Origin of the sequence: Parafrigoribacterium humi (assembly GCF_040227205.1) — a bacterium.
In the GTDB taxonomy this organism is placed as follows: Bacteria; Actinomycetota; Actinomycetes; order Actinomycetales; family Microbacteriaceae; genus Parafrigoribacterium_A; species Parafrigoribacterium_A humi.
Genome location: NZ_JBELOA010000005.1, coordinates 31,701 through 43,759, shown reverse-complemented (window position 1 = coordinate 43,759; position 12,059 = coordinate 31,701). Strand labels below are relative to the sequence as shown.

General features: G+C 61.5%; 7 protein-coding genes. 4 read left to right on the top strand and 3 right to left on the bottom strand.

Annotated features, from left to right (window positions below):
• Both ABUA28_RS09675 and ABUA28_RS09670 read right to left on the bottom strand, forming a co-directional pair.
• The coding region (locus ABUA28_RS09675; protein WP_349903877.1) for a DUF7402 domain-containing protein at positions 1-2,217 on the bottom strand (2,217 nt) is incomplete at its 3' end.
• Positions 2,218-2,430: 213 nt separating this feature from the next.
• Positions 2,431-5,013 (bottom strand): glycosyltransferase, encoded by a 2,583-nt coding sequence (locus ABUA28_RS09670; protein ID WP_349903875.1) that lies wholly within the window; start codon positions 5,011-5,013, stop codon positions 2,431-2,433.
• A gap of 495 nt (positions 5,014-5,508) precedes the next feature.
• Here ABUA28_RS09670 and ABUA28_RS09665 point away from each other — a divergent pair, with 495 nt between their 5' ends.
• The 4 genes from ABUA28_RS09665 to ABUA28_RS09650 all read left to right on the top strand — a co-directional run bounded on the left by ABUA28_RS09665 (position 5,509) and on the right by ABUA28_RS09650 (position 11,029).
• Positions 5,509-6,339: a glycosyltransferase family 2 protein gene (locus tag ABUA28_RS09665; protein WP_349903873.1), complete on the top strand. Its 831-nt coding sequence runs from the start codon at positions 5,509-5,511 to the stop codon at positions 6,337-6,339.
• Positions 6,336-7,292 (top strand): glycosyltransferase family 2 protein, encoded by a 957-nt coding sequence (locus tag ABUA28_RS09660; protein ID WP_349903871.1) that lies wholly within the window; start codon positions 6,336-6,338, stop codon positions 7,290-7,292. Before ABUA28_RS09665 ends, ABUA28_RS09660 begins: the two co-directional genes overlap by 4 nt.
• A 63-nt stretch (positions 7,293-7,355) precedes the next feature.
• On the top strand, positions 7,356-8,627 hold the full coding sequence (locus ABUA28_RS09655) for a glycosyltransferase (protein WP_349903869.1): 1,272 nt from the start codon (positions 7,356-7,358) through the stop codon (positions 8,625-8,627).
• A 146-nt stretch (positions 8,628-8,773) separates the two neighbouring features.
• Entirely contained in the window at positions 8,774-11,029 is a 2,256-nt protein-coding gene (locus ABUA28_RS09650) for a hypothetical protein (RefSeq protein WP_349903868.1), read from the top strand.
• Between the two features lie 18 nt (positions 11,030-11,047).
• On the opposite strand, the gene ABUA28_RS09645 is transcribed toward ABUA28_RS09650, so the two are convergent.
• Positions 11,048-11,884: a hypothetical protein gene (locus tag ABUA28_RS09645; RefSeq protein ID WP_349903867.1), complete on the bottom strand. Its 837-nt coding sequence runs from the start codon at positions 11,882-11,884 to the stop codon at positions 11,048-11,050.
• Positions 11,885-12,059 lie beyond the last annotated feature (175 nt).

Below are 12,059 nucleotides of genomic sequence, written 5' to 3'. Positions count from 1 at the left end.
AGGGAACGCCTCACCACTGGCGACATACACAACCGGCACCCCCGGAGCAAACGACGCCGCAGAAATAGCCGCAGACGTCGCATACCGATCCGCACCAGCGCCACGCGAGATGGGCGCCGAAACCGAATCAGTTGAAACACTCGAAAGCGACTTGGAGACGTATCCGACCTTGATGCCGGTCACCGTGACCGTGACAACCGACGACACGTCGGCGGGTACCAGGGTGTACGTGTTCCCCGTTGCGCCATTTATCGCTGCGCCGTTCCGTTTCCACTGATATGACAGATCCACTGCCCCAGGCCCCCAGACCTGCGAGTTCGCTGTCAGGACCTGTCCGCTCACCATGGTGCCGGACACACTGGGGACGCTGGAGACCAGCGCGCCCGGGCCGATGGTCACACCGTCGCTCACCTCTGTCACAGCATCAAACCCTGTTCGCGTCCCGGTCACAGCGACGGTGACGGACTTACCAAAATCCGCGACGGTGGGCATAAAGCTCGAGCTCGTCGCCCCGACAATGGCCACACCCCCACGCATCCACTGATACGTCAACGACACCGACCCCGGACCCCACGCCCCCGCAGACACAGACACCGCGCCCCCCACCACAGCCGAGCCACTGATTTCCGGCGCAGAGGAAGTCAACGTACCTCCAGTGACCATCGTCGCGGCGCTGGATTCGGACGTCGGCAGGTAATAGTCCGCCGATCCGGTCACCGTGACACTGAGCAGCGAGCCGGCATCAGTATTGACCGGCACATAAGTCGACGACGTCGCCCCGGCAATCGGCTCACCATCACGCATCCACTGATACGCGAAAGCAACCGTCGCAGGACCCCACGTGCCAGGGGAGACTCCCACGGTCTGCCCAACCTTCACACCACCCGTGAGCACAGGCGTACTCGAATCCAGATCAACCGGTTCGTGCATGCGAGTCTGGATCTCGGCCAGGCCGATATTGACGGTGTTGGCCGAGACCGAGTTCACCGTGAAGAGCACACTACTGGTGGCTCGCGGCGAGAAGGATATGGGGACAGCACTGCCGTCATTCGTCAGGGCGGGAACAACAACGGTCGATCCATCAGAAAACGTCAGCGTGCCTCCCGTCACCTGATCAGCGGTATTGGGTCGGTCAAATAGCACAACTTGGTCGAGTACGACCGGGCTTGCCCAGCTGAGACTCAGCCAACTCCCCGCGCCCCCTCCGAGGGTCGACCACTCGTTCGCGGAGTCATCCGGATAGCCTCCGACGACGCCGTCGACAGCCGCAAGAGCCGGTTGCGTAGGATCCTGTGAACTCGCCTGCACGACTGCGGATCCTGCGATATTCGACCCCGGAACAAAAATTGGCGGGGTGGCCTCATACTGGCGCTGTAACCACGACGCCTCCGCCCGGGCGGCACAGGCCGGAACGGAGTCGCAGGTCTCAGGATCGAAAGCGGCATAGGTGAAGAAGATGGCCTGTTTCTGCGCGATTTGAGACGGCGTCAAATTAGCGGGCTGACTCTCGATAACGTAACCCCGATAGCCCGTGAAAGTGTGCGGTGCCGCATATTTCGCCTGAGCCTGAAGTGTCAAATATGCAACGGTGTGATGATCACTGTGGTCACTGTCGCCGTAGTGACCCACGAAGTCCTGGGTGTTGATGCTCGTGGGCTGAAAGTTGGTCATCAGCTCTGTCAGCGTGTTCCTGAGCTGGTCAATCGTGTAGCTCTGGATGGGAGACGCGATCGAGTGAATCGTGGGGACCGTGTTCTCGAAGAGCCCCTGCAGACTTTCACCGTTGGCGTTGTTGCCATACCAGCCATTTACATAACTGTCGGGCAGGCGCATGAAGACCAGAGATATCTTGGGTGCGGCAACCAGTGTCTCCATAGTGATCGAATAGCCAGCTACTCCGGCATCAGACGTGGTCCAGTCGTCTGCGACACCAGCCATCTGCGCATACGCCGCCTTGGAACCAGCCTCTCGCCCCTGCCAATAGGCGGCGTCAGTATGATCGGCCTCACCAGCCGTGACGAAGACCGTACGCACACACAGTCCGGACTCGATGTCACTCACCAGCGTCGTGGACTGGAAAAGGAGATCATCGTCTTCGTGCGCGACGACGTTCAGCGCCGCTCCCGCTGAGCACAACTCGTCCGCCGACACCGATTGGGGTGAACTGAGCTGGACCGCGACAAGCAGCGTGGCAATAGCCGCGACGCTGGCGATCACCCTGCGTGCGGGTACACGCATGCGTCCAATGTCAGTCACAATTCTTCCATCACTCGGGTACGGGGAAGACATATCTATTGCGGGGAGACGTTGCGTCCAGCCTGAGGGGGTCGTTTTGTAGCTTTACGCAAACAATAGATACGCCCTCATACTAAGTTGAAGCGTCGCACAGTCCAAACAACGGATACGCGCTGACGGAGCGCGTGAAGAGTCTCAACGAGTTCGTCCGGCACTCAAAAGAATCTGCTCCAACCGGGCAATATGTGCGTCGTAGGGGAAGCGCTCCTCGACGAGTGCGCGTGCTGCGCGCCCAAGCTCGGGCTCCCTTTGCCGCCACAGCAACACGCCACGAAGGCCCTCGGCCAACTGTGCCGAATCGCCCACCGGTACCAGGAATCGTGACATCGACCCCAGCAATATCTCCGGGATGCCACCGACCCTGGACGCAACAACCGGCCGCCCCGTGGACAGCGCCTCGATGACAACCCGTCCAAAGGCCTCTTCAATCATGGACGGCACCGCCACTACATCGGCGGCATGAAGATAGGGAACGACATCCTCCTGGCCGGGAAGCCAGCGATACGAGCCCGCGGGCAGGCTTTCGAGGGCGTGCAGGATGTCCTGCTGCTCTTCATCGGGCGCCCAGCCGATGAGCAGAAGCAGGCCCTGCTCCGGACCGAACCCCAGCTGCCGCCACGCCTCTATCAAGGTCAGGACGCCCTTGATAACGGAAACTCTCCCGTAATACATGACGACGGGAATGTCCCTCGGGATCTCGAGTTCCTGACGAACGAGCGCCTTCTCTTCCGACCCGCCAAAGGGATATTGCTCGAGCGACACCGCATTGTGAACCACGGTTATCTTGCTCGGCGGAATTCCGCGAGCAATCCACGAGTCACGAATGAACTCTGACACGGCGACGAAGCTCGTCACCCCCGTGTAGAGGAACCGCGTGAGGCGGAAATTGGGGAGCTGGTGAACGTGACAAACAATGGGAACCCCCGCCACTCGCGCGACAAACTGTGCCCAGATGATGTGCTCAGACCGGTTCAGCCAGAGGACATCCGGTTTCAGGCGCCTCGCCATTCGTGCTGCCCGCCAGTAGTTTCGGATGATCCTCCTGGGAGCCAGCCCGAACACGACAGGCCCGAAGATCTTGACGCCCGCCCTCTCGTATTCAGCCCGCTGCGGTCCGTCTTCTTCGTAGAGAAGGAAGACTTCATGGCCGCGAGAGCTGAGCATCGCGGTGTCTTCAACGGTTGACTTCTCGATGCCGCCGTACTGCGTGAGCCATCGAGCGTCCGTCACGATGCGGAGGCTCGTCTGCCCCGCACTCTTTTCATTGTTGTCGGCGCGCAGATCCGGATTCTGGCGGGCGCTCTTCAACCGCATATACGCCCATGGAAGGCAGCACAATCCGATCGCGAAGCGCGCGATATTCCACTCGAGCGTTTGGGGCAGGAGAACAGACCCGGCGGTCAGAGCGACGGTCACAATGATGCCGACGACAAGTCTCGACGATGGGCCCTGCCATTCCGGGGACTTCGGAAGCACCCTGAGCTGCAGGAAGGCCAGCAGGCCGTACGAGACCAGGGTCGCGAGAGCAGCGCCCGCGACACCGAACTGCGGTACCCACAGGATGTTGAGAACGATATTGACCACCGCGACGACACCGGTGATCGCACCGATGGTCTTTCCACGTCGAAGTGTGATCAATAAGCGCCCAGTACCGACACTTGCCGCAAAGGGGAACGCGGCCAATGCGACCAGGAAGACGACGAGCGTGAGCGACTCCGGACGAAAACTCGGCGGCGCCACTATTCGCAGAAGCACGGGTGATGCCAGAGTAAGCCCCAGAACGATGGGCATCAGAATGCGGTACAGCTCGTCTCGCGCCTCGGCCGCAAGGAGCCAGCGCTCCTTCTCGCTGTGTACTGCAGCAAAGCGCGGCGTCCATGCCGTGCTGGTAAATGTCAGAAGAAGGATCACGGTCGAGCCCACGACATAGGCGACCTGGTATCGACCGACTTCCTCCACACCGAGCATCCGCTGGATGACGATGCGATCGCCTGCGTTCAGTACGAAATAGGCGAGTCCGCCCAGCGCCAGAGGAACGCCGAGTCTGATCGCGCGCCACGTGACGGGCCAGTTGATGAGGCCCCGCAGCGCCGGTCTGACCGCAATGATTCCCAGGAGCATCGCGACCGTCTGACTTCCGACGCATCCCCAGACGTAGATGACCGGGTTGTTCTCCACCAGAACAAGCAACAGCACGCCGACGACCTGACCGCCGACGGCCGCGATGACGCTCACGATGGCGAATGGCCGGAGTCGATCCTCGGCGAGGAGGAGCGCAAGGGTGAGCTGCACGCCGGCGGCAGGCATTGCCCAGACGCTCACGGCGAGGACGAGCCCCTCGTTATGCGAAAAACCGAGAGATGCCTGCCAGAGGGGGGAAGTCAGAATGAAGATCGCCGTGACGATAATCGAAATGACGATCCCGACCGTGACCAGGCCTTTGGCCGCGACACCTCGCTCGCCGTCCTCGGCGTGCTGGAGTACGAGTGCTTGATCGATTCCGAGTATCGCTAGAACGCTGAGCACCTGGAACAGTGCAAGAGCAGAGGCAAGGGAACCAAACTCCGCCGGCCCCATGACATAGGCGAGTATCGGGGAAACAACGGTGCCGACCACCAACTGCAGCGACCAGATGACGACGTACAACAAGCCGCGCCCGAAGAGTCGCGATCTGACGTGTGATCCCTGATCCGCGGAGTCCGGGTCTAGGGCAGACACGAAACGCTCATAATCTCGGGAATGATCGAGGAGCCAGTAGCTATTTGCACGCTATCTTCTCCTCGGCGGGCGCAAATTCACGAGACGGTTTTGCCACCATTGCGGGACCGGGTGAACTTGCGGCACTTCTCCACCCCGCAAATCGCACAGTCCGAACCTTTTCGATAATGCTCGTGAGCGCTGAGTTCATGCCCGCATTCGCACCACACCTCACCGGCATGTGCTTTCTGCCAGGCCCAAATACTCCTACGCCTCTTCACAACGACCTACTGCTCCCCACAGTCGCTGACGTCGCGGGGCCCGGCCCCGGGTGCAAACTCGTCCGCGACCATCACCGTCATACTATCGTCACCCGCGACTCAAACGGCTTGCCATTCGCGTCATTCAGGCCCTAGAATTGCGATTGTCCTACCCCATGAATCGCTTACCCCGATTCAAGGACGGTTGTCCCACCCAGGCAACGTGCAGTACCCCCGACCCGAACGGAATAGTGCTATGCCCGAAATTGTCCAGCTACATCAGCGCGCCCTCCCGCGAATTTCCATCGTGATTCCGGCTATGAACGAAGCCAAGAATCTTGAGGTAATCCTCTCTGAGCTTCCTCCCGTCCACCAAGTGATTCTGGTTGATGGCAACTCTGTTGACGACACGGTTGCGACGGCTCGTCGCGTCATGCCCGGCATAGAAGTTGTTCACCAGACCCGCACGGGTAAGGGCAATGCGCTCGCGTGTGGTTTTGCCGCGGTCACCGGCGATGTCGTCGTCATGTTTGACGCAGACGGTTCTGCCGACCCCACTGAAATCCCCGCATTCGTGGACGCGCTCATGGCTGGCGCCGACGTTGCCAAGGGAAGCCGCTTTTGTGCCGGCGGCGGAAGCGAAGACATCACCGTCTTCCGCAGGCTCGGCAACTTTGGCCTGAACGTGCTCACGAACCTCCTTCTCAAGACTCGCTACACGGACCTGTGCTACGGCTACAACGCCTTCTGGGCCAGTGTGCTTCCGTACCTGGATCTCCCCGATGTCTCGCTCCCGAAGCTCGCCGACGGACGTATGCACTGGGGCGACGGCTTCGAGATCGAGACCGTGCTCACCTGCCGTGTCAAGGCGGCGAATCTCACTGTCACCGAGGTGCCCAGTGTCGAGCGTCTTCGGATCTTCGGAGTCAGCAACCTGAATGCGATCAGTGACGGATTCCGTGTTCTTCGTACGATCCTGCAGGAGCGGTCCCGCGTGGTGAAGGTACCAGGCGTCGTTTCCGCGCGTCCGGCTCACACCCTTCACAAGCCAAGCAAGTCCACGGACCTCTCGCTCAAGTCAGCGTGACCGAGCACCCATCGGTCAGTGTTGTAATCTGCGCGTTCACTCTGCGACGTTGGGATGACCTCGTCGCGGCGGTGACGTCCGCGCGCGCGCAACCTGATGCGACCGAGGTCCTCGTGGTCATTGACCACGAGGAAGAACTCCTCGCCCGCGCCCGGAAGCAATGGGAGACGACCGAAGTCACAGTGGTCTCCAATCGCTATAGACAGGGGCTCTCCGGGGGGCGTAACACCGGACTCGAATTGGCGACGAGCGAGTTGGCTGCTTTTCTCGACGACGACGCTGTTGCCGCAGATGACTGGCTTCGCCTGCTGATCGAATGCTTCGACGATGACGACGTGGTCGGTGCGGGTGGAGCTGCAGTCCCCGTATGGCCCACCGGCAAACCTTCGGCCACCCTGCCACCGGAATTGCTGTGGGTGGTCGGATGCACGTACCGAGGTCAACCCACCGAACGCGCCGAAGTGCGCAACGTTGTGGGGTGCTCGATGCTTTTTCGCAGAGAGCCTCTTCTCGCCATCGGCGGTTTCAACGTCGCCACCGGGCGAATCGGGCAGATTCCCCTCGGCGGCGAAGAAACCGAGGCGTGCATCAAGCTGCGTCAATTGGATCCTCGCAACAAGGTGATCTTCGAGCCCCGAAGCATCGTTCATCACCGAGTGACTCCGGATCGTACGACCTGGCGCTACCTGCGTCGACGGTGTTTCTTCGAAGGGGTTTCCAAGTCCGCGTTGAGCCGGGACCTTGGCCGTCAGGACGCCCTGTCGAGCGAACGAAGCTACGCAGTTCGCATCCTGCCCGAGGCCATGTTCCGCGAGCTGTTCCACGGGCGCTTCGCCTCCGCCTACGCCGTTGTGCTCTCTCTTGCGGCGGCCGGGTTCGGATATCTCTACGGAATCACACGCTCTCGATCACACGCTTCGGTAGTGTCTGAAAGCGAGGCGGCCAGGACGTGACCGTGTATCCAGGACCGATCAGGACAAGGCCGCAGAGTGTCAACAATTGAATTGTCTCCCGCGATGCCAAGCACGCAGGGGCCGGAGTGGCCAGCGGCGTCGTGGGTGGGCAGTGTGGATGCCGCGCTCATCGCGGGGCACGAACGGGTTCACCTACAGGATGCAGAAGGCTACACGCAGGCTCGGCTGCTGGTGAGAGACGCGTCGCAGGTTCGAGGCTTCGTCGACGTCGAAGTGACGGACGGCTTCGTAGACCCGGCCACCCTGGTGCGTGAAATCGATTCGCTTCCGGAGTGCGCTCCGCGAACTGGCACCATACGCCTTCCGCACGTCACCGTGGTCATCTGCACTCGCGACCGCGCTTCTCATCTGCGCGGAGCACTGAAGGCCGCGGTCGAGCTCGACTACCCACACTTCGATGTCGTCGTCGTAGACAACGCGTCACGCACCACGGAGACCGCTGACCTGGTGCGCAACGAGTTCGCGATGCCCTCGGTGACCCTTATTTCAGAACCTGTGCCGGGGCTCTCGAACGCACGCAATCGCGGTCTCAACGCCGCCAGCGGCGAGATCGTTGCCTTCACCGATGACGATGTCATCGTCGACCCGCATTGGTTGACCGAGCTGGCCGCGGGTTTCGATCGTGTACCGGGCGTCGACTGCGTCGCGGGACTCGTGCCGAGCGGCGAGCTTCGTACACGCACGCAGGGCTATTTCGACGGTCGTGTGAGCTGGTCGAAGAATCTGGCGCCCCGCGTGTTCTCCCTCGAAACCCCGCCCGCAGACCTTCCGATGTTCCCGTTCTCGATCGGAGAGTTCGGCACCGGTGCAAACTTCGCACTCCGACGCACCGCGGCACTCAGCCTAGGCGGATTTGATACGGCTCTCGGCGTCGGCACGCGCACCGGCGGCGGCGAAGACATCGACATGTTCACTCGCGTGTTACTCGATGGTCGTACCCTCGTCACGCAGCCGTCGGCCGTTGTCTGGCACCGACACAGGGACGACCTTGCCGCCCTGCGCGTACAGGCCAGGGGGTATGGAACCGGACTCGGTGCCTGGCTCACGAAATTGGCAATGAATCCCAGAACGGCACGCATGGCCTTCGTGCGGAGTCCCCACGCCGTCGGACGCCTCATCTCCCTCGCCTGGCGCAAGCCTGCTCCCTCCGCGGTGGCGCGGGTCGAGACGCCCGATGAGTGGGATCGCGAGGTCTCTCGAGTGGGATGGCTCGAGTTGTTCGCCGTTGCCAGGGGGCCGGCCAGCTACCTCTTACAGCGACGGTCCGACAAGAAACGACTCCGTGCACTCCGTGAGCAGCCAATACCTGAATAGTCGACCTGTTTTGCACGTTATGTGCTTCTCGGCAACTATGGTGTTGACGACGACGACGCAAAGCGGAGCTCACGATTGCCCGCACCGCAAGAATCATGCAATCCGGACGGCAGCGAGAAGCGTGTGATCGGAGAGAGTGCAGGGCGATGAACACACTCGCAGACGACTCCGTCTCTCTCAGCGGTCGAAACGGTCGAAACTGGCTGGCGTCGCGCCGCTTCGAGCTCGCCCTCGCGATCTGCGGGGCCCTGGCCGGCCTGCTGGTGATTCTTGATATCGGCGTCCCTGTATTTGCGGTGTTCATCGTTCTGGCGTGGTTCACTGTTCCGGGCTGGACCTTGGCGCGGCTCACACCCATCAAGAGCGCTTTGGGGCTCCTCTTCGTCGCGATAATCAGCAGTGCGGTGGTGACCGCAGTGCTGAGCCTCATCATGGCGTGGACGGGGTGGTGGGCTCCACAGCCGACCGCCGTCGTCGTCTTGCTCGCGACATCCATCTTCACCGCCGTCACTCCGCGGCTGCGTCACAAGCCCGTCGAACCGCCGGCCACTGCCGCGACCGCGCAACGAACCACCGCGGAGCGACTCAGTGGGCTGGCTCCCGTTGTGGTGGGGATTGTCGCGATCAGCCTGTGGCTCGTGTCGCTGGCGATCACGGATGAAGGCAACATGGGGAAATGGGGCCTGCTGCCCGTTCTCCCCGTCACCTGGTATCTCTCGGTCGGCATCATGCTGGCCCTATGTATCTGGGGACTCCTCTCGCAGAAGAGATTCCCCACCTGGTACATGGCCGGGGCAGTCGGCAGTCTCGTCCTGATGATCTACGGCTCGGCCAACTTAATCGAGAGCTCACCGCGCCTCGTCTGGACATATAAGCACATTGCCGTCACGAGCTATATCGACGCCTACGGCCACATCGATCCATCACTGGACATCTACAACCGCTGGCCAGGCGTGTTCGCAGTCAGCGCGTTCGTGGGCCGAATCGCCGGATACCCGGATCCGTTGTCCTATGCGACCTGGGCAGAACCGTTGTTCGCGCTCATCGACGCGGCTCTCGTCTTCGGGATAGCGCGCGCACTGACCAGTAATTCGCGGATGGCCTGGACCGCCACGCTCGCGTTCTCGCTGTGCAACTGGGTCAACCAGAACTACTACTCACCCCAGGCGTTCGCGTACACCCTGTACCTGTCGATGTGCCTGATCGTGATGACGTTCCTGAGGAGCACTCCACAGCCGTGGATCTCCCTGCTCGAGAATCCCATAACCCGTGCCTTTACACGCTCAACCACGCAAAGGAAACGAAGGGAGAAAGGCACTGCGTCCCGTCAGCGCACCAAGCAGAAACGATGGTCGCTCCGCGAAGACCAATCCCAGCGACGCCTCAGAATCGCCAGCATAGTCGCCGTTCTCGTGCTCCAGGCGGTCATCACGGCCAGCCATCAGCTGACCCCCTATCTCGTCATCCTCGGGCTGTTCCCGCTGATCTTCACGGGCTACGTTCGACCTCGCTGGCTGAGCGTGGGCATCGTCGTGATTCCACTCCTCTACCTCCTACCGAACCTGGGATTCGTCCAGTCCAAGTACGGTCTCTTCAGCGGTTTCAATCTCTTCGCCAACGTGGCCTACACGCCAAGTGCGGCGGTCCGTGTCACCGATGCCGCGGTGTTCGGCGCACGAGCCGCAACGATTCTGTCGATCATCACCGTGCTCCTCGCTGCCCTGGGATGGATACGCAACCTGCAAAAGGGGAACACCGGAACGACCGTCATGGTCGCCTGGCTGGCGGTGGCACCGATCCTCGCGCTCTTTGGACAAAGTTACGGCGGCGAGGGACGGCTTCGAGTGTTCCTGTTCGGAGCGCCCTGGTACGCGATCAGCATCGCGTGGCTGTTCTGGTCAGAGACTCGACACTATCGACGTGTCGTGATCGGATTGTCCTCCGCGCTGGCCGTCATGGTCGCGCTCTTCGTGATCATCTACTTCCAACCAGAGGCAGACTATGCCGTCCCCAAGAGGGAGATCACAGCGGCGCAGTGGCTGGATACACACATCTCGAACGGTGACGCCGGGGTGCAGATGATCGGCAACTTCCCGCTGCTGATCGGGCCGCATTACTCATACTTCAACTCGTGGGCGTCAGGTACACCGATTCTGACGTCACCGATTGGAAATCCGCCGTCGAAGCTCACCGGGCAGACGATCGAGAGATATCTGACACCCATCGAGGTTCCGCACATCTACCTGATCTTCTCGGATGCCCAGACGCTGTACGCGGTGAACCACGAGATGCTCTCAGCCAACGAGATGCGGCGAATCGAGACGAGCGTTGAACACAGCTCCGCATTTGTTCGAGTCTTTGACAACTCGGAAGTACGCATCTACCAGTTCCTGCGGCCCTGAATTACTGGACGCGGGCCATTACTTGATGCGGGGCAGAACGCTTCCACGCCGCCGTGCTTGAACAGAGACACAGAGTGCCGTGCCCGCAGCCAGCAGGCCGATGGCCAGAATCAGCACTCCACCCTCATCGGCCGGGCCGGTAAAGGGAAGCGTCGTCAATTGGCCACAGATGGCCGCGTCGACTGCACCAATCGTGACCGTCCATGAGGACGGCTGTACGCCGTCGCCGGCTACTCGCGGCTTCGCAGTGACGGTGTAGGTGCCGGGCGCCATGTCAGTGCGACTGCTGGTCAGTTCTGTCGCGCCGACAAAGTACTGGACGCGATCCTGGAATCCGGGCTCCTGCACGAAATCCACCGAGATGTAACCGCTCGCGACACCGCCGGCGCTGCAGCTCTGGCTCGTCGCACGTGCGTTCGCCGTCCAATCAGCATCCGTGGGGAGCTGCTGGTTGAACTCGCAGGTGCCAGCGAACGGCTGGACCGTGCGCAGCCAGGGTCCGCTGTCGCCGTCGATCTGCTTTCCTGATTTCGACGCAACCGTCACGCGATATTCACCGGGGGGTACAACGGACTTGGCCGGCGCATTCGGGATGTTGATGAAGGTGTTCGGGGCGGTACCCACGATCGTGTAGGTGATGTCGCTGGTGCCGTTCGTGGCGATATAGCCGTCGACCAGCAATCCCTCGCTGGAACACGTCTGTGCGACCGCTGTTGGCGGAGTCACGGTGGTCGAGTCGAGCGTCGTCACGGGGCCCCCGGGCGAAGGGCTCGCCGGAGGGGTGGTTTCGGCACTCGCAGAGGTTGTGACGCCGGCGAGGGTCATACCGCCAGCCAGCGCCAACGCGGCAGCCATGACGACTAACCTGCGCGACACCGCACGCTGAGTCACAGCGTGATTCGGCAAGAATCGAACGACACGAGAACGCAGCTCGGCGCGCGCATACCTGGGCAGCCAGGGTCGGGACATACGGGTATCCAGACATACTTCATGGCACAGTCGGGGTCAGCGTGAAGATTCGGGTTTCTCC